Here is a 25,819-nt window from a genome sequence, read left to right on the forward strand (position 1 = left end):
TAACAATGGTGTTTTCTGGTGATATTAAAAGTTATAATTCAGCGTAAGTCCTAATCCTGTTTTTGCATTCAAATCGTTTTGGTATAAACCTGGTTTGAAAGATAGGTTGTCATCTACGTTAAATTGTAATAAAGCTGCGTCTACATTGGCGTCAATAATGTTGAGTACATAAAAACCAACGACAAACAAGGCTGATAAATCTCTGTTGCGCTGGTAAAATTTTTGGGCGCTAATTAAACGGGTGTCGTCTAGGTAGCTGTATTGGTCATCGGTAAATCCCTCGAGTCGTTGCTTGTATGCATTACGGAAAGAGGTGTATTTTTTTTGGCTATCCAAATAGAAATACAAGCTGGTTCCGATGGCTCCATAAACCAACGGGATTTTCCAATATTTTTTATTGTAAGCTTGTCCTAGTCCAGGTAAAATGGCTGAATAAAAGGCTGCTTTGGCTGGTGTCAAAGGATCAATATCATTCGATTTCACTATGGTCGTGCTGGTAATCACCGGATCTGGTGTACCTCCTTGAGCAAAAACAACGGAACTGCCAAATAGGAACAATAGGAGTGCGATGGAAAATATATTCTTCACTATCCTTTAATTAATTCCATAATGCGATTAAAATCGTCTTCCGATTGAAACGGAATTGTGATTTTTCCTTTGCCATTTCCGGCTACTTTGATATCTACTTTATTGCCAAAATACCTGTTGAAAGTTCTTTTGTGGTCTTCATCAATTTCGAAAGAAGACGTTTTTGCTTTTGCAGCAGGTTTTGGTTTTAAGCTTTCGTGGTAGTTTTTCACCAAAGCTTCTGTGTCACGCACCGAAAGATTTTGACTTACTATTTTTTGATAAATATCAGTTTGTTTATCAAGGTCTTCGATATTAATAATCGCACGACCATGTCCCATACTGATGAAACCATCACGAATACCGGTCTGAATAATTGGGTCTAATTTCAAAAGACGCAAATAGTTGGCAATTGTAGAACGTTTTTTTCCTACGCGATCGCTCATTTGCTCTTGGGTTAACTGAATTTCGTCAATCAATCGTTGGTACGAAAGCGCAATTTCAATAGGGTCAAGATCATGACGTTGTATGTTTTCTACCAGTGCCATCACCAATGACTCATTGTCATTTGCAATACGAATGTAGGCCGGTATGGTAGTTAATCCCACAAGAGTAGAGGCACGAAGACGTCTTTCTCCCGAGATTAATTGGTATTTATTAAATTCTAATTTTCGAACAGTAATTGGTTGAATAACGCCTAATTCTTTAATCGAAACGGCGAGTTCTCTTAATGCTTCTTCGTTAAAATTACTTCTAGGTTGAAACGGATTGATTTCGATAGCATCAATTTCAAGCTCAATGATATTTCCAACGACTTTGTCAGCGTTTTTATCAGTTGCTGATGAAATGTCGTTTTCTGGATCTTTTAATAAGGCAGATAAGCCTCTTCCTAAGGCTTGTTTTTTTATTGCTTTGGCCATAAAATTAGTTGCTGTTTTTCTTTATTACTTCTTCGGCAAGGCTCAAATAATTAACGGCTCCTTTGCTAGTTGCGTCATAATTGATGATGCTTTCTCCAAAACTTGGTGCTTCACTCAATTTTACGTTTCGTTGTATAATGGTATCAAAAACCATGTCATTAAAGTGTTTTTGAACCTCTTCAACTACTTGGTTTGATAATCGCAATCTAGAATCGTACATTGTTAAAAGTAATCCTTCAATGTCTAAATCTGGATTGTGAATTTTTTGAATACTTTTTATGGTATTTAATAATTTTCCTAAACCTTCTAATGCAAAATACTCGCATTGAATTGGGATAATTACTGAGTCGGCTGCTGTAAGTGCATTTAAGGTTAATAAACCTAATGAAGGAGCACAGTCAATAATGATAAAATCATAATCGTCTTTTACGCTTTCCAAAGCTTTCTTAAGCATGTACTCTCTATTTTCTTTGTCAACCAACTCAATTTCGATGGCAACAAGGTCGATATGTGCTGGAATCACGTCTACATTTGGTGCAGTACAGGTGATAATAGCTTCAGATGGCGTATGGCTGTGTTCTAGAATTTGGTAGGTACCAATTTCAACACTTTCTACGTCAATTCCAACTCCTGAGCTTGCATTAGCTTGAGGGTCAGCATCAATAAGTAAAACTTTTTTCTCTAAAACTCCTAAGGAAGCTGCCAGATTCACTGACGTTGTTGTTTTTCCAACTCCTCCTTTTTGATTAGCAATCGCAATGATTTTGCCCATTTATTTTGTCTAAATTTTGAACGGTAAAAATACAATTTATTATGGTTTCTAAAAATCTAATTTGTTAACAATTGTTAATGATTGATTCATTGGTTAACGAGAGCGTGAAAAGGAGGGATTTGATCCAATTTTATTTGTATTATTATTTTTCAGGAATAGTTTGCAAAAGTAAAAAAGAGTTGTATCTTTGCACCCGCGTTACGGGGTGTAGCGTAGCTCGGTTATCGCGCCTGCTTTGGGAGCAGGAGGCCGCAGGTTCGAATCCTGCCACCCCGACTAAAACCTTCTTGTGAACCAAGAAGGTTTTTTTTATTTCTATCAATTATGTTTATATATTATTTTCGAAATAAGCTCGGTTATAGCGTCCCGATTGAAAATCGGGAAGGCCGCAGGTTCGAATTTCCGAATTCGGAATAAACTGTGCCACCCCGACTAAAACCTTCTTGTGAACCAAGAAGGTTTTTTTATTTCTATCAATTATGTTTATATATTATTTTCGAAATAAGCTCGGTTATAGCGTCCCGATTGAAAATCGGGAAGGCCGCAGGTTCGAATCCTGCCACCCCGACTAAAACCTTCTTGTGAACCAAGAAGTTTTTTTTTATTTCTATCAATTATGTTTATATATTATTTTCGCAATAAGCTCGGTTATAGCGTCCCGATTGAAAATCGGGAAGGCCGCAGGTTCGAATCCTGCCACCCCGACTAAAACCTTCTTGTGAACCAAGAAGGTTTTTTTTATTTCTATCAATTATGTTTATATATTATTTTCGCAATAAGCTCGGTTATAGCATCCCGATTGAAAATCGGGAAGGCCGCAGGTTCGAATCCTGCCACCCCGACTAAAACCTTCTTGTGAACCAAGAAGGTTTTTTTTATTTCTATCAATTATGTTTATATATTATTTTCGCAATAAGCTCGGTTATAGCATCCCGATTGAAAATCGGGAAGGCCGCAGGTTCGAATCCTGCCACCCCGACTAAAACCTTCTTGTGAACCAAGAAGTTTTTTTTTATTTCTATCAATTATGTTTATATATTATTTTCGCAATAAGCTCGGTTATAGCGTCCCGATTGAAAATCGGGAAGGCCGCAGGTTCGAATCCTGCCACCCCGACTAAAACCTTCTTGTGAACCAAGAAGGTTTTTTTTATTTCTATCAATTATGTTTATATATTATTTTCGCAATAAGCTCGGTTATAGCATCCCGATTGAAAATCGGGAAGGCCGCAGGTTCGAATCCTGCCACCCCAACTAAAACCTTCTTGTGAACCAAGAAGGTTTTTTTATTTCTATCAATTATGTTTATATATTATTTTCGAAATAAGCTCGGTTATAGCGTCCCGATTGAAAATCGGGAAGGCCGCAGGTTCGAATTTCCGAATTCGGAATAAACTCTGCCAGCCCGACTAAAACCTTCTTGTGAACCAAGAAGGTTTTTTTTATTTCTATCAATTATGTTTTATGTTTATATTTTATTTTCGAAATTAATTGACCAATATTATGTTGGATATACTTCAATGGAATTAAAAGAAAGACTACGTCGTCATTTAAGTTCTCATAAAGGTTACACAGGTAGAGCTAAAGATTGGGAAGTTATCTATTTTGAATCGTTCGATGAAAAAACGAGTGCAATTTTGCGAGAGCAAGAAATAAAAAAGTGGAAAAGTCGAATTAAAATAGAGGCTTTATATTCACAATAAGCTCGGTTATATCGTCCCGATTGAAAATCGGGAAGGCCGCAGGTTCGAATTTGCGAATTCGGAATAAACCCTGCCGCCCCGACTAAAACCTTCTTGTGAACCAAGGAGGTTTTTTTATTTCTATCAGTTAGGCTCATATATTATTTTCGAAATAAGCTCGATTATAGCGTCCCGATTGAAAATCGGGAAGGCCGCAGGTTCGAATTTCCGAATTCGGAATAAATCCTGCCAGCCCGACTAAAACTTTCTTGTGAACCAAGAAGGTTTTTTTATTTCTATCAATTAGGTTTATATTTTATTTTCAAAATAAGCTCGGTTATATCGTCCCGATTGAAAATCGGGAAGGCCGCAAGTTTGAACTTCCGAATTCGGAATAAACTGTGCCAGCCCGACTAAAACCTTCTTGTGAACCAAGAAGGTTTTTTTATACTTGAAAATCAGTATAATATTTTTGCAGGTGTTATCTAACTTATAATAGTACTTCATTTTTTTTACCTCTGCTACTTTTAGATCCTTACCCTTTTTACTTTCTCTACTTTATTTATAGTAGTTAATTTATCTTTTGTTAAATCGAAAATATTATAATTCACTCAGATTTTTAGTTGCGCTCCTCTATAGCAACATAATAAAAACTGATTGGTCTAGCTCTTTTTTTAAATTATAAAAACTTACTTTTGTGCTGCAATAAAATTAAACACAATTTATTATGTCTGATACTATCGAAAAAATCAAATGCCTTATTATAGGTTCTGGGCCAGCGGGCTATACTGCGGCTATATATGCAGCAAGAGCAAACATGAATCCGGTTTTATACCAAGGAATGCAACCCGGTGGACAATTGACTACGACTAATGAAGTAGAAAACTGGCCTGGTAATCCTGAAGGAATTACTGGACCTGAAATGATGATCGGATTACAAGCTCAAGCGGAGCGTTTTGGTACTGATGTTCGTGATGGATGGGCTACCAAAGTAGATTTTTCTGGTGGTGTTCATAAAGTTTGGATCAATGATCAAATCGAATTACACTGTGAAACGGTTATTATCTCAACTGGTGCTTCTGCAAAATATTTAGGATTAGCATCTGAGCAACACTACTTGCAAATGGGAGGTGGAGTTTCTGCTTGTGCTGTTTGTGATGGATTCTTTTATAGAAACCAAGAAGTGGTTATCGTAGGAGCTGGAGATTCTGCTTGTGAAGAGGCGCATTACCTTTCTAAACTTTGTAAAAAAGTAACAATGTTGGTGCGTAGCGAAAAGTTTAGAGCTTCTAAAATCATGGAAGAGCGTGTTCGTAAAACTGAAAATATTTCGATTTTGATGAATCACGATACGGTTGAAGTGCTAGGTGACAACCAAGTAGTAACAGGAGTGAGAGCGTTGAACAAAACAACTGCTGAAACTTTTGACATCGAAGCAACAGGATTTTTTGTTGCTATTGGTCACAAACCAAATACAGACATCTTCACAGATTTCCTTAATCTTGATGAAACAGGTTATATTATTGGTATCCCAGGTACCTCAAAAACAAATGTAGAAGGTGTTTTTGTAGCAGGTGATGCTGCAGATCATGTATACCGTCAGGCAATTACTGCTGCGGGTACTGGTTGTATGGCTGCACTTGATGCTGAGAGATATTTGGCAGCACAAGAGTAAGCTGTTATCCTTATAAAGTAAAAAAGAGTCACTATTCCTTATATAGTGACTCTTTTTTTTGCTTTCGAATAATCGAATTATTTTGTTTTCTTGAATAATTTAACCTCATCGGCAAAGTTGACCATTTCGATTTTTGGCGAGCCAATTAACTGAATTTCTGATTTTCCGTTTGCGCTAATTGAGATATCTGTTTCGGCATTAATACTGCAATTAGAATAGCTTTCGGCAATCAATTTAATGTTTTTGCAACTGAATTTTCGTCCTGTAAAATTCCCATTGTTGTCCAATCTTATTTTTGCATTTGTTGAGTTCCCTTCAATTTCAGCAGTTGTTTTTTGATACAAATCACAAGTAAAATTTTCCGTTTTTACCAAAGCCTTTAAAAATGAATTTTGACTTAAAATAACTTTCCCTTTTTCAGATTTCAAATTTAATTCTGTTCGTACTTTGTCATTCGTTTCCAAAACAAAATTCTTTGTATTAACATTCAAAAATAATTTAGCTTCATTGTATGCCTTGACTTTCAAAGTATCAAGTTGAAGTTCTTGGAGTGCATTGATCATCGCTTCGTTTTTGGCAGTCACCAACCCTAGAGCATTTGTATAAGTTACATAAACCATCATTTTTTTGAAACGGTAAGCTTCTTTGGTTGTACTTAAATATAGGACGCTGTCTTTTACAGAGGTTGCAATAATGTCGTGCAGGTTATCATCAGCTTCAATTTTTAGACTTGGACTTTCTCCTTTTTCGAGATAAATTTCAAGGTTATCACCAACTTCAATACTTTTAAACCCTGTTAGGTTTTCGAGTTTGGTTGTAACAGCTTTTGAGCCCTTTATTTTTTCTTTAGTTTGTGCAAAGGCAAGGCTGGTACACAAAAGAAGTAGGAGTATAGTGGTTGTTTTTTTCATTATGTTTTTAAATAGGATTTATACAAATATAAAAAAATCATCCGCTTTGTAGGGATGATTTTTCTTTTAATCGAAGGAGAAAATTTTTAGTTTAGACCGATACTCGCTCCAGAGCTACTTTCTCTACTGATTTTTTTAGGTGTTTTTAGGTAGTTAATGCTACTTCCACTTGATGCATTTGCCTGCAACTCAACAATAGGGTTAACCTCGATAGATGAACCACTTGATGATCGTGCAATAACTTTATTAGCAGCCATATCTTTGGCTTCAATGTCACTACCGCTAGAGGCTTTTGCTTCCAACTCCAATGCCAGTCCTCTCAAGGTGATGTCGCTACCGCTAGAGGCTTTACAGGTTAATTTATCGGCATTTATTTTTAAATCTACCGATGATCCGCTAGAACTGCTAATGTCTATCGCATTCGTCTTGAGTGTCATTTCGCTTGTGATTGAGGAGGCACTAGACGATTCTAACTGCTCTATCTTTGGCATGGTAACAATTACTTTTTTCGAAGAAACATCTAGAAACGAATTGTACTCGCAATCGATTACCAAAATACCATTTTTGACCGTAGTTGTGATTTCGTCTTGCAAATTATCATCGGCTTCTACGATCACTTCAAAATTGTCACCATGTTTTACAATAACATCTATTCCGTTGCTAACGTCGATTCCAACAAAGTTTTCATCAATTTTTCGGTTTTCTGTAATGACGTTTCCGCTACCCGTTATCGATTTTAAGTTGAACCAATCATTGCACGAGCTGAGCAAAAGGAGGCAAAAAAGTGCGGGGATAATTTTGTAAGCCATTAAAAGAGAGTTTTTCATCATTATTTTGTTTTAATTATAATTCCATCCTTGTTAATACGTAATTCATGAAGGTCTTTACTAGAAGTCGAAAGGGTATCTGATTTTATAGAAACTTCGTCAGAGTTGATGATAATTGTGTTTGAGTCCTCGTCATCAGTATCATTGTCATCGCCATAATCCTCATTGTCAGCTGGGCAATCTAGGCACTTTGCTTTCGAATCAAATACTTTATACACATGTCGGTCAGAGGCGTAATCAAAGTCAAAAAACTCATCGTCTGATCGGTTGTAGTGGCGCGCATTTTCGTCCAATTGGAATAGGGTACCTGCAGGAAGATAGATGGTGATCTCGATTTCTTGATCTCTGAATTTATTTTTAATGTTGGTGACCAAATAGTTGTCAAGAATGATTTGATTGCCAACAATTTTATAGTGGTATTTTATTTGTTGCGCTCTGTTTCGAGCATCAGATATAGATTCGCCTTTTGCTTCTTTTTCGATCTGAATGTATGCCGTTTTTTCGTTGGTTTGTTCAATTCGTAAACGAACTTGATTGGAGTAAATGATACTAGTTTCAGTAGAATCTTGTGTGATTTTAAAATCATCACGGTCATTTATATTTTTCGAATAATAATCATTGTGAACAAACTTGATTTTGAGGGTATCGGTGGGTTGCATCACAATATCTTGCTTGTTGACTACTCGTCCGTCATGCGAAAAAGCGGTTGCTTGCTTGAGTCCTATCGAGATTAAAACGGCCAATGCCATAATCCAAAGGGCAATCAAGGTGTATTTGGCAATGTTTCCAATCGATTTCATATTTGGAGAGATCAATTTGAAACCTAATAGCATCAAAAAGAAATTCGGAATAGCGATCGCTGCAAACAGTAGTAAACCAAAAAACCAAACGGGATAGTCAGTAAAATTGCCTGATTCTATGAATTGATGAAAAGGAAAACCGCTAAAATGAGTAGTACCTAAGGTGACCGAGGCCAACAAAAAAATGATGATCATTGCAAAACCTGATAACACTAAAATTAAACCAATAAACTTAGCGATTACTTTGAAAATACCCGAGAATGCTGACCCAACAGAATTTCCAAGTTTTGCAGATTCTGTCTTAAATTGGTGACCATATTTATCATAATCGACATTTTTGAACTTGTTGGTAACCGAATCAAATTCTTCTCGCACTTTTTTTTCAATGTTCGAAATGTTGACTGGCTCCCCTTTCATTTCTAATTTCTCAGAGGTTGTCTGCGCTTCAGGAGTAACAATCCACAACACTAGATAAGCAATAATTCCGGTTCCAAAACCTGCAAAGACCAATAGTACAAGAATCACTCGAATCCAAACAGCATCAAGACCAAAATAATAGCCCAAACCTGCTGCTACACCACCCACCATGCCGCCATCTTTGTCGCGATACAGTTTTTTGTTGCTTGTATAGGTAGGCGCTTCGTAGGTAGCGTTGGGTTGTGCTTCGTCTTCGATAATGTAATCCTCTGGTTGCCCCATGGTAGCAATAATATCTTCTACATCTTGCATGCCCATTACCTGCTTACTACTGCTTTGTTTGTCTGTAAACAACTCTGCAATACGCATCTCAATATCTTTGATAATCTCATCTTGGCCCGAACTGTTGTTCAAAGAGCGTTTGATGGCATCAAGATAGCGGGTCAATTTCATGAATGCATCTTCGTCGATATGAAAAATCAGTCCGCCTAAGTTTATGTTTATAGTTTTATTCATGATGCGTTGTTTTTAGTGGTAATTAGCGTTACGGCATCAGACAGTTCGGTCCAAGTGCCACTTAATTCATTTAAAAATAATTGTCCTTCGTCAGTTAGTCCATAGTATTTTCTAGGAGGTCCCGAGGTAGATTCTTCCCAGCGATAACTGAGTAAACCGTCGTTTTTTAATCGAGTGAGTAGTGGGTAAATAGTTCCTTCAACTACTAAGAGTTTTGCGTTTTTCAGGGTGTCCAATATTTCAGATGTATACGCATCTTTTTCTTTTAAAACAGATAAGATGCAAAATTCGAGAACACCTTTTCGCATCTGAGCTTTTGTGTTTTCTATATTCATTTTTGTTTTATTTTATTTATCATGGCTATATGTGGTATTATAGTTTTTTAATTTTTCGAATGATCTAAAGATACTTATTATCGAAAAAAGGAAGGGCACCGTTGTTCAGATTTTTTTTCTATCTGATTTATCGAATGAAACGAATGCTCATGGGGTATTTGATATATTCTCCGTTTGAAGCTTTTAATGTTCCGTATATAATGTATACAAATTCTACAATTTTTAAAGTAGCTAGTAAAATAGCTGCTAATATTACAATCGTTAACATGTAAATATGATTCCCGATATCTAAATTTCTAAAGATCCACTCATGGTTTTCTATAGCGGCATCAAATGTAGTTGTGCTCAATATTGTGAAAAGTAAAATGGGAACTGCGATGATTAGAATTAATATGGTATACAAGAAGATGCTGAATTGAAAGTTAAGAACCTGCTTTCCGTTTTTGTCTATGAATTCAGATTGGTCTTTTTTGAAGTTCCACAAAAGTAGGGGAAGAATAAAATTCCCAAAAGGAAAAATATATTGTCCCAATGCGCTTAGGTGTGTGACTGCTGCGATATTGTTTTCGTTCTGTGGTTGCATATTATTTTCTTTTTGGGTGATATACTTATTCCTGATTCATTTCTTCTACAAAGATATGCCTTAAGCAGGTATCTTGTTTTGCATAGTACTAGAAATTAACACAAAGTTAACAAATGTAAAAATAGTATGTACGCATAGTATTTTTTTGTATTTTAGCATAAAAACCACAGAAAATGAAACTTACACCCTCAAAACTAAATTCTTTTTTATTTTTCAAATTACCATCAGCGTATATAAGCGGTGTGCGCGCCAAAGAAATCGATTTGCTTCAATGTGTAATTACAGTTAAGCACCGTTGGATTAATCAAAATCCTTTTAAATCTATGTATTTTGCGGTTCAAGCCATGGCAGCAGAGCTTGCTACAGGTGCATTGGTGATGAACCATATACAGGGTAGTGGTAAAAAGGTATCTATGTTGGTTGCTCAAAACAAAGGTGTGTTTACCAAAAAAGCAACGGGTAGAATAAATTTTGTTTGCAAAGATGGCTATAAGATTGCCGATGCTTTGAAGGAAACATTAAAAACGGGAGAAGGGCAGACCTTTTGGATGAAATCAATTGGTACTGATGAAAGCGGAACTCAAGTTTCTGAAATGGATTTCGAATGGAGTATCAGAGCCAAAAAGTAATATAAATAAAAACGTCCCGAATTTTCGGGACGTTTTTGGTATTTAGTAGTTATGCTTTTTTAGCACAACATTCTTTTTTTGCTACTTTTTTTACTTTGGTTACAGCAACATCACAAGTTTTACCTTCTGCTTTGCACTTTGCTTTGCAAGCTTCGATTTCTTTTGGAGTCATATTAGCATGTGCTTTTGCACTTGCGGTAGTGGCGTCACACGTTTTACCTTCTGCCTTACATTTTGCTTTACATGCCGCTACTTCTTTAGCAGTCATATTTTTTGCGCAGTCTTCTTTTTTAGCACAACATTTTTTTTCTTGAGCACTCATGTTTATTGTGAATAAACAAATGGCTACCAACGCTATTATTTTTTTCATTTTAAGGGGGATTTATTTTGAGTTCAAATGTAAATTTAAATGTTATTGCTGAGCAAAAAATAACGTTAATTTTTTTTATGGGATAATTATTTGCTTGCTCATTTTACCTTGCGTGGTATATACTACCACTACATACACACCCGCACTAAGTTTATTAAACGACAATTGAAAACTTGCTTGCGTTTGTTTTTCGGTTTTCCAAGTTGCTATTTCTTTACCAGCCATATCATATAGTTGTACTTTTTTGACAACGGCATCGGTGGTGGTATTTGTTATATCTAGGGTAGAGCTGTTTTGAATGTGATTTACGGTAATGCCAGCTAGGGTTGTTGTTGCTTCAGTAATATCTAGTGTGTTTTCTGTAGTACTGTTGGTAAATGTTAGAGCAAAGCGATCCAAATATTCTCCTGCATCTATTGTAACTTCATAAGTGCTCGCTTTTATATTATGATAATAGTTTGTGGCTTTGTCGTAGATATAAAAGTTGTCTATGTTGTCAAAATTTTCTTTTCCGTCTAAACTGAAAATCACTTTACCAGTTTGATCAGCTTGTACTGCCAATGGGAATCTATTATTTTTGTTATAATAACCTTCACCTTGAATAACCAATTTATACCCATTATTATATAGTGACATATCATTTGGAAAAGCATCCAGATTATAGGCGTCATATCCGTAATCAAAACCGCTTGTTGCTTTATCATCCATGAAACCTAATAAAACTTGTCTGTGAAAATTGACAGCAGAGGTATAGCCCAAACGCACTTTTTTGTAGGTATCACCTGGAGGTAGTGGATCATTTCCGTTATCGTCTGTACCTTTTGTTTTTGCTGTTGCTGAAGGTCTGAATGTATAATTTGAGTCACCCCCATCTTCTTTTTGAAAAGCTCTTTGACTATTTTTATACGTGATTGTCCCACCAGAAGGTGCTTTTCCTATGATAAAAAAAGCTTGACCTACTGGGATATATCTTTTTGGTGCTCCTTTTGATGCTGTCCCCAAGCCGCTAATTAAAGCCGCGTTAGATGAAACTGCAGCAATACCACCTACATTATTAAGAGCAGCATATCCTCCTTGGTAATCTCGTAGGTCATGTGTATTATTGGTAGTGTAATGTTCCCAAAAATAAAGATTCCCGTCAAAGGAGTTAGTGTTGTCTGCAATAAATAATTTTGAGTCTAGAGCAGATGGGTAGGGGTTTCCGGTTAATAATATCTGATTGTTAGATACGACATTGCTATCTATTGTACCACTGTTTGGCTTACCAACAAAGGTGTAGTTTTGAGTGGTGTTAGCGCCTTGATTACCTTTCATTGTGTATCCCTGACCCGCTCGTAGTGTACCTGTTTCATATATGCGTACCCATTGCGCATAGTCGTATCCGTAATTATCAAATTTGTTGATCCAAAATTTAGCGATGCTTATTGGTGAGCCAGTCGAACCATTATAACCACCAATCCAGTTGATGTTTTGTGGTGTGGTAGTCGTTCCGTCTTTCATTACCTCGCTAACCGAGTGATCGGTATTGTTTTGTGTGTTGTTAATTCGGCTTACTGGAGATGACCAATAATTGTAATTGTATAAATTTCCTTGTCCCTGCTGATCACGTTCGATTGACCCAGCACTAGTCACATCAAGATCGCTCTCAGTTGTTTGTACCAATTGCGATTTTCCAACTAAGTCGATTTTTCCGTCTAGTTTTAAGTACCAGTCGTTTTCAATTTTCGTGTCATTGTTCATAGTGATGGTTTTGCCAGCATCTACAAACATACCTAAATCGACGTTGTTTGTTGTTTCGGTTATGTCGTGTGAAACCTTTACAATAGACCAATCCTGATCCATAATATCTTGTCCATTAATTTCTTTGGTGGGACTATTTACTGCTGTTGCAAAATCGCCACTTCTTTCGGTCAAGAAAGGCATTGGTGCTTCTTGAATATAAATATTCTTATGATTGTAGATTTTTGTTCCGGTTACATCGATGGCAGGAGTCGTCAAATCATCAATAATATCGTCTTTGTAATTGTCCATTCGATAATAACGCAACAAATTGGTAAAGGGCAGGCTAGAAGGAGCTGTTGCTACATTTTTTGGTACAATCTCTCCACGTATTTGTCCACCAGAATTATTGATTTCTTGGTACACCATTCGTTGCAACTGACTTTCAGTAAGAGCAGTGTTGAATACACGTACTTCATCTATTTTTCCTTTGAAATACATGGTGTCATTACTAGAGTTTTTCCCAATCGTTAGTTTTGAACTATCGGCTCCAGTAGAGCTAGGCGCTGCCTCAGAGGCAACCATAGTACCATTTAAATATAGTTTGATTATGTTGTTCGGGCCGTCAAATATTGCAGCTACGTGGTACCATCTGCTTTCGTCTATTTTAGTTGTAGTGTGAGTTATGGTTGTTCCATTTACTCTGGCTAATAATTTTTGACTATCCGTAATTCTAATTTGAAAATCATTCTGCCCTACCACAAACGAAGCTCCTGTAAATGGGCTTTTGAGATTGATCCATGCCATTAGAGAAGCGCTTGGCAGGTTATCTAGAATGTTAGTACTTTCTGCATAATCATTTCGGCCATCAAAATCCAAGAATAATTTTGTTTTTAGGTCTCTAGGTGATCCCCATATTTTATCGTTTGTATCAAAAGTATCGATGATTCCATCTTTATCAAGATCAATATTACCGTCAATTACTCCATCATTGTTGGTGTCTAATGTTTTATAATCGTATATTTTTATGGTGTTGGCAATGTCCCAAGTGGTGTTATTAGACATTACATCCAAATAATCGGGTATACCATCAATATCGGTATCTTTCAAGTAGGTCGTAGCAGGATTTCCTGTCGAAATACCTTGGTTTCTATTTCCGTATTGAGAAGTTCCTGTGCCGTAATCGTAAACATCCAGGATTCCATCACCAAAATGACTAACTACACCATCCCCATTTTGATCTTGTTCTCTAAAAGCTTCTGTTTCTGGACCATCGCCTACACCGTCACCATTGATGTCACCATCCCCATTTTCAAATCCTGCAATAGCATTTGTATTTCCTGCGTATGATTCGTCTACGTCAAAAAGGCTGTCGTTGTCACTGTCTAAGTCCAAATAATTAGGTACACCATCACCATCAGAATCAAGCGTTGGTAAAGGTAAAGCTGCTGTTCCATCCGCACTATCATGAAGACCGTTATTATTATTATCTACCCAAGGTACATCAATTCGGCCTGTACCGTTGGTCAAGTTTCCTAAACCTACTTCAATAACATCTTCGATACCATCATTATCGGCATCAAGGTCAAATACATCGGCAATACCATCATTGTCACGGTCGCATAAGGTTTGAGTAATAACAATGTCATCCAAGGCAAGATCGTTACCGAGTCCTCCGACATTATTATTAGTAAAAACAACTTTAAAGGCATTTGTCGGTAAGTTAAGGTTAGCCGTAAAGCGGTGCCAAGTATCATCATTTTGGATATCACCGCTATTAATTGTAGCTAAGACATTGTCATTAAAATCGATAAAAGTTACATTTATGTTTGGCTTTATCCTTCCAGAAGCAGTGCTTCTATCAAGGTTAAGTACCCAAAAGCTGTAGGTTATAGGTATATTTGGTAATGCGCCCGTTATCTCAGCGGTATAAAAAATGCCTGGATTGTAGGATGCGTTAAAAATAGCCATTCTCCCATTAACATCACCTGTGTGATCACCTCCAAGCCACCATATATTTGATGCCCAAGAAGCAATTTGAGCAGATGGGCCTACAGTATATTTACCATCGTTCAAATCAACTGAGTTGCCACTACCTTCACAGATAGTTGGTGTTGTAGCGTCTTGAAAACAATAGGTAGTTGTTGCGGCGTAGGTCGTATTGATCTGCACTCGGTTTGTACCTGCGCCAAACGTTTCGTTTAAAAACTTGTAATTTACGGCATAACCGTTCATGGCTCTACAATTGGCTTCTTCTGTGGCATCAAGAATACCATCATTGTCATCGTCTACATCGGCATCATCTAGGATGCCATCGCCATCACTATCATAAAAGTATTGAACTGCCTGTCCTTGTAGATCAAAAGTGTATGGAGATTTTGTTACATCATTACTTTGAATAGTTACGCTTGCATTTTTTTGACCAGGTGTAGTTGGGCTAAAAGAAATTTGAAAAGTGGTGCTAGCGCCCGCTGCAATTGTAGTTGCAGGAGTTACTGCTATCGTAAAATTACTTGCATTTGTTCCAGAGATGGTAGGAGGAGTAGTTAAAATAAGCGATGCTGTACCGTTGTTGCTAATGGTAAAAGATTTTGTTATAGCAACACTTGAAATTTGTACATTCCCATAATGTGTATTGTCAAGAGTGGAAGGAGTTGTAACTCCATTGTTTATGATTTTGTTGTTTCCTTTAACAACAATTGTAGGCGCATTGGCAACACTAATTACTGCAGTATTAGCCGAAGACAAAGTTGTTGAGCATGCATCACCTGTTCCACTGCTAAGTTTAGTTATTGTGATGGTCGTATTCCCTACATTTGCAAGGAGACTGGTCACGAAAGTTCCGGCACCTGCTGTACTAACGACCATAGTGGCAGTAGAACCAGTTGCGGTATTGCTTCCAGATAAGTTATAAGTTATAGAATATGTTCCTATTGGTAAATCAGAGGATGTGCTCGTAAGTGTGATGGTACTAGAATTATTGGGTGTAGTTGCTGCTGCTGCCGTTGATCCTAATGTGTAATTAGGACAATTATAAGTTAAAACTATTTTTCCTCCAGCACCGGGACCACCGTTATAACCAATATCAGAAACACCTCCGCCTCCGCCTCCGTAATTTAGTCCAGGATTTCCATTTCCAGCCCCTGAACGACCATTCCCGCCATTTCCACCACCCGCGCTTGAACCTGCACCACCTACAGGTAGTGAACTGGTTGGATCAGGGGCGTTGCTTCCATTATTTCCAGCTCCATTACTTCCAGCTCCACCGCCGCCAGATGAAGAATAAATAGAGCCATAGTTGACACCATAATAAACACCATAGCCACCGTTACCACCATTATAAGTTATAGCGCCTACTGAACCTGTTGCACCAGTAGGGCCTGAGCCGTAAATGCCTGTACTGTTAGCTAAATCTTCATAATGATATGGTGTTAATCCCCCTTTTGCTATCACCAAAGATTCGAAGGATGATGATGTACCATGCACTTTAGTCACATTTGTAGTCGAAGAGTTGTAAATAGAAGTTCCTCCTGCACCTACGGTAACAGTATAGTTCGCAGAAGAATTAACAGTGATACCTGCAGAACGGGCATAACCACCACCACCACCACCACTAGTTCTAATAGCATCATTAGCTCTTCGTGATGCTCCCGCGCCACCTCCACCCCAAGCTTCTGCTTGCAATGTAATCACACCTGCAGGTACTTTTATTGTATAGGTTCCTGGAACGTTATTAGTATAGGTTTGTGCTTGTGCAAAAAAAGAGATTAAAAAGATCGTAAAAAGGTAAATAGTAGAGTAGGTAGGTAGAGTTTTTGGCATGAACGTTAATGATTTGGGGTTTAAAACTTTAACAGAGCTGGGGCTATGTTTTTAAAATTATTTAATTATAAAATTATACATTTTAAAAATAGGGAGGCTTTAAATCATACGTTTTTCTATGAATGGTAGATAATCAAAGGTGAAACGAGAATATTTTGAGCGTATTTTCTTCGTTTAAGTCATGAAATTTATATAATGTGCTAGTTTGTGCTATATTTTATCTTTATAATTTCAATCAAAAGTTTCTTTCTGTGGTATTTACTGTTGTTTTGATTAGTAAAATGATGCTGTCTAAGTCTTTTTACCTTTCGAAAAATAAAAAGAGTTAGACAACAATAATAATGTTTAAGGTACAATAATTTGTTTATTTATTTTACCATTTGTGGTTTCAAGTGTTACAATGTAAATCCCTGTGCTCACTTTAGGAATAGGCAATTGAAAACGGCTTAGGTTAAAATTTTGGTTTTTCCAATTGGTAATCAATCTTCCGGTAGTACCATATAGGGATGCATTGCTAATTTGAGTGTTATTGGTGGTGTTTTCGATAAGTATTTGATTACTATTTTGTATGTGCATGATTTTTACATTTGCTTCCACAAAATTTTCTTGGCTTAATGCTAGAGTAGTAGTCTGGTTTTTGAAAGTTAGCGAAAAACGGTTTAGGTATTCTCCCGAATCAATGGTCAATTGGAAAGTACTATTTGTAATTTCGTGGTATGAATTATCTGTTGCATCGTGAATATAAAAGTGATCATTTGCATCGAAATTTTCTAAACCATCGATCGAAAAGGTTACCGTACCCGTTTGATCTGATTTTATCGCTAACGGAAAAGTGGCATTCGAATCATAATAACCTTCTCCTTGAATAACTAATTTGATTCCGTTGTTGTACAATGACATATCATTTGGGAAAGCATCTAAGTTGTAGGCGTCATAACCGTTGTCAAAACCACTAGTAGCTTTGTCATTCATAAAACCTAAGAGCACTTGTCTATGGAAATTGACTGCTGAGGTATAGCCGATTCGCACTTTTTTGTAATGATTATCATCTGGGACAGGGTCATTGCCATTGTTTGGTGTTCCTACTGTTTTTGCAGTAGCTGAAGGTCTGAAGGTGATGTTTGAATAAAGTGCATCATCTTCTTTATGGAAAGCTCTTTGACTATTTTTGTAGGTTATGTTACCACCACCCAATGCTTTTCCGTAAACAAAGAACGCTTGTCCCACCGGAATAAATTGCTTAGGTGCTCCTTTTACGCTTGTACCCAATCCACTTATTAGATTGGTAAGCGATGCCGTTGCCGGCGTACCACCTACCAAATTGAGTACTGCGTAGCCGCCTTGGTAATCACGCAACACATGTGTAGTGTTGGAGGTGTAGTGCTCCCAAAAGTAGATGTTGCCGTCAAATGAGTTACTGTTGTCATTGATAAAGGCTTGCGAATCAATAGAACATGGATATGGATTACCTGTTAATAATAATTGTCCTGCTCCTACAGTATTGTTATTGATGGTTCCATTATTAGGTTTACCAACAAATGTATAGTTTTGAGTAGTATTGGGACCGTTATTACCCTTCATGGTAAAACCTTGCCCTGTGCGTACGGTTCCGTTTTCAAAAATCTGATTCCAATTGGCATAGGCATTGGTGTAATTATCAAATTTATAAATCCAATAGCGAGCAATACTTATAGGTGAAGTTGTTGCACCATCATAGCCACCAATCCAGTTGATATCTTGTGGCGTAGTGGTTGTTCCGTCACGCATTACGTCTTTGATGCTATAATCCGTATTGTTTTGAGTGCTGTTGATACGGCTCACTGGTGATGACCAATAGTTATAATTGTATTTGTTCCCTTGTCCTTGTTGGTCTCTTTCGATAAAACCAGCACTTGCAACATCTAGGATGCTACCTTCTGTTTGTACCAATTGCGATTTTCCAACCAAATCAAGTTTACCAGTAAGTTTGAAATATTTTGAAATTTCGATCTTATTATCAGTGTTGGCACTTACAGTATTACTGTCGATTAACAATCCTAATACGGTTTTGTTACCATTGGTAGTAATGTTATTGCTTGTTCGAACAATATTCCAATCAATAGGGGTCAAGTTGTCTACACCAAGAGTGTTTGGAATGTTCCAAACGTTCCCGTAGGTCCATGTAGCGCTGCTCTCCCAACTTGTATTGGCAGCAGAGGTGTAAGGAACGGGAGCACTTTCTGGCTGTGCACTTTCGATACCAATTAATCTACCGGTACGCAAACTTGCAGATTTGTCTAAAAGGTTTCCGTTAACAAGGTCGTTTGCTTGTTTCATAGGGAAATAGGCTTGCAAGTTATTCCAAGACAAACCATCAATTGTCAAAGGTATGGTTGCACCAAGTACAGATGTGCTGCTTTTTTGAATTCTTTGATTCATCATTTGGTGTGCTTGATCTTCAGTCAAGGCAACATTCCAAACACGTAATTCTTGCATCCAACCTTTGTAAAAATTGGTTGGTAAATAAGGAGAGGTCGTACTAGGTGCCATGGCTCCCAAAATACATTTAGCACTATTATTAGCAACTGGATTTGTTCCAATTACTGGAATTTGTACAGCGACACCATCAATATATAATTTGTAAAGAGAACCATCAAAGGTTACAGCAACATGATACCATCTCCCTGTGGTTACAGGATGTAGTGAAGTAATAGAACCAGTTGTATTCCATTTAAAAGAGATCATATTGTTTACCACTGTTAAATCGTATCCATCGGTTAAAGAGGTTGCATTTCTTTTCGAAAAAATAGTTTGAACTGCAGCATTAGTTTGTCCTGGTTTGATCCAAGTTTCGATAGTAAAGGCTCCCGAGTTCAGAGCATAATTGGTATCGAAATTAACATGGTCATTGATACCGTCAAAATCTAGTTTGTCACACATACCTATGCTTACGGTAGTGTCGTCAACAATAGGTGAGCATGCTCCGCCACCATAAGGAACAGTCCAACGCAAGGTATATACTCCTGAATTTGGACTAGAAAATTCTGAATTTGGACTTGTGGCATTCGAAAAAACTTCGCCTCCGCCAGCAGGACCACTCAAAATTGACCAGGTTCCAGTTGTATTGGCCGTTGCAGCCAAGATTACCGATGATAAACCACAAGTGGGTGGTGCTTTGTCAGGTCCGGCCAAGGCAGCAAAACAAGGACTATTGCTACTGTTGAAGTTGACTAAAATAGGATTGTCGATCAAATTAAAACAACCACTTGAATAATCAATTCCTTGCGAAATAGCATCACTAAAGCCAACATTGGTAATTGCGCCTTGTCCTGCTATGATTCCGTTTAACGAAATTGCATTGTCACAACCCATGTTAAATAAAGTTGCGCAATCAGTAGTAAGTTTTAGTTTGAACAGTAAGCTTCCTAATAAGGTATCTGGGTCAGATGGTAACGGAATGTTGCCAACATTCCAAATGATAGCATTCAAACTACTGTCGAAATAAGGCGCACTGGCAGGTGAAAACGTACTGTGAATATTTGATGTACTAATACTGCTGATGGTATATAAGGTAGAGGTAGGCACCGGAATCGTTAGGATGGTGTTTTTGGTAGCCTCACTACCATTGTTTTTAATGTCAATTTTATACTGTATCTCGTCACCAGGTGATGCTGTCAAGGGCAATGTAGGTGTTACTCCACCAATGGTATTTACTTTTACCGACGCAATTGGTTTTGGGATATAAGCATCAACCGCCATGGCAAAAGCAAAAATTGAAAATTTGTCATTTTCAGAACTGTATCTAAATGTTGTTGAGGTTTGGCCATTGGCTATTATGGAGTTTCCTGTATTTGGAACGTTGAACATCGAAATATCCATTCCTGTATTATTAAGGTAATTTGGATTTCTGGTATTTCCATCTGTATATATCGAGGAGTTGAAAAAATTGGTGGTGGTATTGTTGGCATGTGACAAAGCTAAATAATTGCTACTGTTATATGGAGATGTTGGACTGTTTAGTTTTAAAATTTGAAGCGCATCACCGGCTCTATTACGATCTCCTTCACTAGCCATAACTCCCAATTTCATTACTACATTTCCGCTCAAAGTGGCGAAGAAACCAGAAATCGGAATCGTTCCTGTATTTCCTAAGTCTACATAAGCGTAACCATCAAAAATGGTAACCGCACGATCTTTCATCTTTGGATTTTCATACACTATAATAATTCCCCATCCTCCTAAATATCCTGGGACATTGTTACCTTCGACCAAAGCGATATCGGCAACAGTATAATTCCCTACACCATTTGTTTTTACGTAATCGGTGATTTCTTTATAACCAACAAAAATATCATCATCAGTATTTTGGGGATAATATAAATCAGTTGAATTTGCTGTAATTGTGGTGTAAGAACTTGCAGATCCACCTTTTAATTTAATTACTTTTTTATCAAATGTTTTGGTTACGCCATTTTTGGTAACATTAAAGGGGGCATTATTATTAATTGCAGATTTTCCAGTCCAATACAACCCAGCATAAATCACTTTAGAACAAGAAGGGTCTGCAATTCCTCCTTCAGTGGAGAAACCAAGCGTCGCAGAGGATGAATTTAACGTATTACTGTCGCCATCGATATCAACAAAGTACATGTCGTTATAAGTATTGTCAACACCATCACTACTTGTTTCAGTAGTCATATTGGTGTTTCCAATCATTGTAAAATCACCTTTAATGTTGTAGATGACTTTGGAGGGAGAATAAGAAGATGTTCTTTGTGTGAAGTTTCTACGAAGTTGTCCATACATTCTTATTGACGGCATGCATAGCAGGGCAAGCAAGACCAAGATGCTAGTTATATTTTTTAAGATTGAGTAATTTTTTTCCATAATTAAGAAGTTTTAATCTTACTGTATTCTAAAAACAAATTCGCTTCTTGAAACTTTTGTACGGAGGCTAGGGAGCAAATTCTATTTTTAATCTAGTATGCGATATCGATAATTGTAATTTGACCATTTGTGCTGTAAATAGTATCGAATGATCAAATATAGCTATAAGTCAGATTAAAAGCATAGTAAATCCGATGAAATACATATATTTTAATATGTATTACTATTTAACTTGTTAAAAGTGTTTTTCGCGCTATAAAGGATGTACTTCTTCGAAAAGTATTGGTGAAGTTGTTTTTTAAGTCCTTTTGATCAATGAGTTAAGTAGAGTCGCATATCTACAAGCTGAAATTTCATTACTGTTTTAATTTTTTTTCGAAAGTAATTCTTTGAGACACATTCGATCAAAAAAAAACAGATGCTACAGCGTCTGAGTATGACCTGTAGCACCTGTGTAGGAGAAGCTATAAAATTTATTTTAAAGGGTTGTCATTTGTGTCCTACTTCTAACAGGAATGTACATATTACTATTTATTTGCAAGTTTTTTGTACTAATCCTGGCTTAGCTCATCATGGTAGAGATGCTTCCAGATTAGTAGTGTTCTTTAATTTTCGAGCTAAAACATGTATTTTACCATGCGTATCTTATACTTAATAGATAGTAAATATGATTTATTTAAAAACATCAAATTGCAGACTGATCTTTTCTTTCGGCCATTAATCATCATGAAAAGCATGCGTTTTTAACTATTTGGCTTGCGCTGCTACAAAGAGCTTCTACTGATCAATGAAAATCCGTTTTCAATTTGCTCTTTTTTGTCGCTCAAAGCCATTTGGGCTACAATTTTGCCCATGACTTCAAAGTTTGTCGAAATGGTCGTGATACCATTTTCGACAATTTTTTTGAGGGGTGTTTCATTGTATGATATGACACCAAAGTCTTTGCCGAGCAGCAATGATTGCGTTTTCGATTTTTCTATAACGCTCACAAGGTCTCTATCGTTGGGTATGATGTACACTTCCCCTTTTTGAATCTCACGGTTTTTGAAGGTGGAGATGACTTCGTGCGCAAAGGAGTGGTCAAAGCAAAATTTTTCAAAACCAATTTTCATTTCTACTGGCTCCTTAAATCCGGGGAATATCATAATCAACTTGTTGTATTTCTTGAGTTTGCTTTTACCTTTTTGCAAACCTTCGTAAATGTTTTTTGCAAAATTCTGATAGACGGCAGGATACGATTTTAAATCTTCATTAGTCTGGTCCAAGATGTAAACATCATTAACTGGTAGGGTTTTTATAAAACTACTTGCTTGGGGTAGGTTCGTAGGCATGATGATGTATTTGGTGTAATTTCCGTTTGCATCATCTACCAATTTATTAAAAACAGTAGGGTTGAAATGATGAAAAAAGATATCAACTTGGGCATCTTTTCCAATGTTAAATAAGATCGAATTGTACAAATCTTCTTTAAAAATATTAAGCTCATCAAACAGTAAAAAGATCTTTTGCTGAATGCTAACTTGCGTACTTTTAATGTAATAGCCTTTACCTAGTATAGCGTAGATGATACCACGCTTTTTGAGTTCGTCATAAGCTTGTAAAACGGTATCTCTAGAAAATGAAAATTCCAAACATACTTTATTGATTGAAGGGAGCTTATCATCTTTTTTTAACAAACCGTTTTTAATGGCTTTTTCGATAGAAAAAATGATCTGTTTGTACTTCGGAATTCCCGAGTTATTTTCGATTGTAATAACCTTCATATTCTTTTTTTTTGCAAGATAATTAAAAAACTGGTAGGTACTGGTGTGTATGATTGGCTTATTTTAATATTTTTGCTTTTCCGTATTTGATAAAAATAAAATGCAATTTAAACATATATCGCATTTATGTTCCGCTTTTGTAATTAATATGATTACCGAAAGGAGATGTGGCCCAATTGTCTTTATCTCATGCAAATAGCAGTTAAAAGAGCAACTAGAGTTGTTGTATTTGATACTGATGGCTTTCAAGAGCTGTCATTATCATTTGAAACTCATCAAAATAGTAGTGCATTTTTTTATTTTCGAAATAAAACTAAAACCAAAAATAACGTATAACTAACTACAAAATAATACTGTAATGAATGATATTTTAATTAAAGATACGAAGGCTTTCTATCAAAAAACATTTAACAATTCTGCAGAAACTATTGTGCTTTCGCCAGGAAGAATCAACATCATTGGTGAGCATATTGATTATAATGATGGCTATGTATTGCCTGCTGCGATTGATAAGATAATTTGCTTTGCTTTCGAAAAAAACAATTCAAATGTAGCAACTATTCACGCTATAGATTTGAATGAGAGTTTTACAATCGATGTGACTGCAAAGCAAGAATTAACAGATGATGTTTGGACCAACTACCTACGTGGCGTGCTGAATCAATTGCAATTAAAAGGTTTTGCTATTCAAGGTTTCAATTGTGCCTTCAGTAGCAATATTCCAACTGGATCTGGATTGTCTTCGTCTGCGGCACTTGAATGTGGTTTTTTATACGGAATAAATGAGTTGTTTGATCTTGAAATCAAACCTATCGATATTGCTTTAATGGGACAAAGTGCTGAACACTGGGTTGGTATCAACTGTGGGATCATGGACCAGTTTTCGAGTGTTATGGGACTAGAGAATAAAGTGATTAAAATTGATTGTAAAACATTAGACTTTACATACCACGAAGCAAATTTTGTAGACTATTCGTTGATACTGTTTGATAGTAATGTAAAACATTCTTTGTTTACCTCTGAGTACAATACCCGTCGTATTGAATGTGGTGAAGGTTTGGATATCATTAAAGCCAATTATCCAGAAATCACAAGTTTTAGAGACTGTGAGGTACATCATGTAACTAGTCTTCAGTCAAAAATGACTGATAAAGTATACCGCAGATGTTTGTATGTGGTAAAAGAGATCAAACGCGTTATTCAAGCTTGTGAAGCTTTGGACAATGGAGATATTTTGACATTAGGAAAACTAATGTTTGAAACGCACGATGGCTTATCAGATGATTATGAAGTAAGTTGTGCGGAATTGGACTATTTGGTTGCATTAGCAAAAGAGGAGGAGACAGTTATCGGATCCCGTTTAATGGGTGGTGGTTTTGGTGGTTGCACCATTACCTTGGTCAAAAAAGGAAGTGAAGAAGAAGTAAAAGCAAAGTTTGCTAAGCTGTACATGGACAAATTTGGAATCGAATTAAAAATACATGATGTAAAAGTATCAAACGGTACATCACTATATAAAAACTAAATAGAATATGAGAAATTTTGATATAAACGAAGATCCGCATAGAAGATACAATCCACTTATAAACGAATGGGTTTTAGTTTCACCACATAGAGCAAAAAGACCATGGCAAGGTCAAAAAGAAGCTGTTGCAAACGATGATCGTCCAGAGTATGATCCAGAATGTTATTTATGTCCTGGAAATACAAGAGCAAACGGGGTTACAAATGAGAACTATACTAGTGCCTTTGTTTTCGAAAATGATTTTGCAGCGCTAAAGCAAGAAGAAATTAATTTTGTAGATAACGGAAGCGATACATTTTTTAAAGCAAGACCAGAGAAAGGAATTTCAAAAGTGGTCTGTTTTTCACCGAAACACAATTTGACATTGCCAGAAATGGATTTAAATACCATTGAAGATGTTGTTAAAACTTGGCAAAAAGAATATGTAGAGCTTGGCGCAATTGACTATATCAACCACGTTCAAATTTTTGAGAACAAAGGGAGTGTTATGGGTTGTAGTAATCCACACCCACACGGACAAATATGGGCGCAATCGTCATTACCTACGCAGGTAGAAAAAACGCAAAATAACTTGCAAGAATACTACAAAAAACACGGTAGTAATTTGTTGGTTGATTATTTACAAAAAGAATTGGCCTTGGGAGAACGCATCGTAGTTGAAAACGACCATTTTGCTGCTTTGGTACCTTTCTGGGCAGTTTGGCCTTTTGAAACTATGATCATTAGCAAACGTCACGTAACCAAAATTAGTGATTTTACAGAGGATGAGGTTGCTGCTTTTGCAGTAATATTAAAAAAATTAACGATCAAGTACGATAATCTTTTTGAAACTTCTTTCCCGTATTCATCAGGAATTCATCAAGCGCCTACAGATGGTTTGGATCATCCAGAATGGCAATTCCATATGCATTTTTACCCGCCATTGTTGCGTTCGGCAACGGTTAAAAAGTTTATGGTTGGGTACGAAATGATGGGAGAGTCTCAAAGAGATATTACGGCAGAAAAAAGTGCTCAAATGTTGAGAGACTTATCTGATGTTCATTATAAAATTAAATAATTATGTAGTAAGTTTGTCATCAATGCAAGCAAATTGCAATGATGACAAGCAAATTACAGTTTAA

General features: G+C 36.6%; 17 protein-coding genes and 1 tRNA gene. 6 read left to right on the forward strand and 12 right to left on the reverse strand.

Annotated features, from left to right (window positions below):
- Positions 1 to 24 precede the first annotated feature (24 nt).
- From FFWV33_RS08590 to FFWV33_RS08600, 3 genes are read right to left on the reverse strand one after another with little or no spacing between them, the layout of a single operon-like run.
- Entirely contained in the window at positions 25 to 588 is a 564-nt protein-coding gene (locus tag FFWV33_RS08590) for a DUF5683 domain-containing protein (RefSeq protein WP_108740521.1), read from the reverse strand.
- Positions 588 to 1,487: a ParB/RepB/Spo0J family partition protein gene (locus FFWV33_RS08595; RefSeq protein ID WP_108740522.1), complete on the reverse strand. Its 900-nt coding sequence runs from the start codon at positions 1,485 to 1,487 to the stop codon at positions 588 to 590. The genes FFWV33_RS08590 and FFWV33_RS08595 overlap by 1 nt, the downstream gene beginning before the upstream one ends.
- A gap of 4 nt (positions 1,488 to 1,491) precedes the next feature.
- Positions 1,492 to 2,259, reverse strand: coding sequence for a ParA family protein (locus FFWV33_RS08600; protein WP_108740523.1), 768 nt, complete (start codon positions 2,257 to 2,259; stop codon positions 1,492 to 1,494).
- A 201-nt stretch (positions 2,260 to 2,460) separates the two neighbouring features.
- Here FFWV33_RS08600 and FFWV33_RS08605 point away from each other — a divergent pair.
- The 3 genes from FFWV33_RS08605 to trxB all read left to right on the forward strand — a co-directional run bounded on the left by FFWV33_RS08605 (position 2,461) and on the right by trxB (position 5,615).
- Positions 2,461 to 2,535, forward strand: a tRNA-Pro gene (locus FFWV33_RS08605).
- Between the two features lie 1,180 nt (positions 2,536 to 3,715).
- The gene (locus FFWV33_RS08610) at positions 3,716 to 3,961 is read left to right on the forward strand and encodes a GIY-YIG nuclease family protein (protein ID WP_108740524.1); all 246 of its coding nucleotides are present in this window, start codon (positions 3,716 to 3,718) and stop codon (positions 3,959 to 3,961) included.
- 706 nt (positions 3,962 to 4,667) lie between these two features.
- Positions 4,668 to 5,615 (forward strand): thioredoxin-disulfide reductase, encoded by a 948-nt coding sequence (gene trxB, locus FFWV33_RS08615; RefSeq protein WP_108740525.1) that lies wholly within the window; start codon positions 4,668 to 4,670, stop codon positions 5,613 to 5,615.
- A gap of 77 nt (positions 5,616 to 5,692) precedes the next feature.
- Here the strand turns inward: trxB and FFWV33_RS08620 are convergent, their stop codons facing one another.
- From FFWV33_RS08620 to FFWV33_RS08640, 5 genes are all read right to left on the reverse strand, one after another.
- Entirely contained in the window at positions 5,693 to 6,526 is an 834-nt protein-coding gene (locus FFWV33_RS08620; RefSeq protein ID WP_108740526.1) for a GIN domain-containing protein, read from the reverse strand.
- 86 nt (positions 6,527 to 6,612) lie between these two features.
- A complete protein-coding gene (locus FFWV33_RS08625) occupies positions 6,613 to 7,356 on the reverse strand; it encodes a head GIN domain-containing protein (protein ID WP_108740527.1) in 744 nt (247 codons plus the stop codon).
- Positions 7,356 to 9,086 carry a PspC domain-containing protein gene (locus FFWV33_RS08630; protein WP_108740528.1) on the reverse strand — a complete coding sequence of 577 codons (1,731 nt, stop codon included), beginning with the start codon at positions 9,084 to 9,086 and terminating at the stop codon, positions 7,356 to 7,358. The genes FFWV33_RS08625 and FFWV33_RS08630 overlap by 1 nt, the downstream gene beginning before the upstream one ends.
- The gene (locus FFWV33_RS08635; protein ID WP_108740529.1) at positions 9,083 to 9,421 is read right to left on the reverse strand and encodes a PadR family transcriptional regulator; all 339 of its coding nucleotides are present in this window, start codon (positions 9,419 to 9,421) and stop codon (positions 9,083 to 9,085) included. Before FFWV33_RS08635 ends, FFWV33_RS08630 begins: the two co-directional genes overlap by 4 nt.
- 127 nt (positions 9,422 to 9,548) lie before the next feature.
- On the reverse strand, positions 9,549 to 10,004 hold the full coding sequence (locus tag FFWV33_RS08640) for a DUF4870 domain-containing protein (protein ID WP_108740530.1): 456 nt from the start codon (positions 10,002 to 10,004) through the stop codon (positions 9,549 to 9,551).
- Between the two features lie 173 nt (positions 10,005 to 10,177).
- Between FFWV33_RS08640 and FFWV33_RS08645 the strand changes: the two genes are divergently transcribed.
- On the forward strand, positions 10,178 to 10,633 hold the full coding sequence (locus tag FFWV33_RS08645; RefSeq protein WP_108740531.1) for a DUF4442 domain-containing protein: 456 nt from the start codon (positions 10,178 to 10,180) through the stop codon (positions 10,631 to 10,633).
- Positions 10,634 to 10,682: 49 nt separating this feature from the next.
- On the opposite strand, the gene FFWV33_RS08650 is transcribed toward FFWV33_RS08645, so the two are convergent.
- The 4 genes from FFWV33_RS08650 to FFWV33_RS08665 all read right to left on the reverse strand — a co-directional run bounded on the left by FFWV33_RS08650 (position 10,683) and on the right by FFWV33_RS08665 (position 23,173).
- Positions 10,683 to 11,003, reverse strand: coding sequence for a hypothetical protein (locus FFWV33_RS08650; RefSeq protein WP_108740532.1), 321 nt, complete (start codon positions 11,001 to 11,003; stop codon positions 10,683 to 10,685).
- Between the two features lie 75 nt (positions 11,004 to 11,078).
- Positions 11,079 to 16,544 carry a LamG-like jellyroll fold domain-containing protein gene (locus tag FFWV33_RS08655; RefSeq protein WP_108740533.1) on the reverse strand — a complete coding sequence of 1,822 codons (5,466 nt, stop codon included), beginning with the start codon at positions 16,542 to 16,544 and terminating at the stop codon, positions 11,079 to 11,081.
- A 345-nt stretch (positions 16,545 to 16,889) separates the two neighbouring features.
- Positions 16,890 to 21,410, reverse strand: coding sequence for a LamG-like jellyroll fold domain-containing protein (locus FFWV33_RS08660; RefSeq protein ID WP_108740534.1), 4,521 nt, complete (start codon positions 21,408 to 21,410; stop codon positions 16,890 to 16,892).
- 764 nt (positions 21,411 to 22,174) lie between these two features.
- Positions 22,175 to 23,173 carry a GntR family transcriptional regulator gene (locus FFWV33_RS08665; protein WP_108740535.1) on the reverse strand — a complete coding sequence of 333 codons (999 nt, stop codon included), beginning with the start codon at positions 23,171 to 23,173 and terminating at the stop codon, positions 22,175 to 22,177.
- 358 nt (positions 23,174 to 23,531) lie between these two features.
- On the opposite strand from FFWV33_RS08665, the gene galK reads away from it, so the two are divergent.
- Both galK and FFWV33_RS08675 read left to right on the forward strand, forming a co-directional pair.
- Entirely contained in the window at positions 23,532 to 24,698 is a 1,167-nt protein-coding gene (gene galK / locus FFWV33_RS08670) for a galactokinase (RefSeq protein WP_108740536.1), read from the forward strand.
- A gap of 7 nt (positions 24,699 to 24,705) precedes the next feature.
- Positions 24,706 to 25,755 carry a UDP-glucose--hexose-1-phosphate uridylyltransferase gene (locus tag FFWV33_RS08675; RefSeq protein ID WP_108740537.1) on the forward strand — a complete coding sequence of 350 codons (1,050 nt, stop codon included), beginning with the start codon at positions 24,706 to 24,708 and terminating at the stop codon, positions 25,753 to 25,755.
- Positions 25,756 to 25,819: the final 64 nt, after the last annotated feature.

Source organism: Flavobacterium faecale (assembly GCF_003076455.1).
Lineage (GTDB): Bacteria > Bacteroidota > Bacteroidia > Flavobacteriales > Flavobacteriaceae > Flavobacterium > Flavobacterium faecale.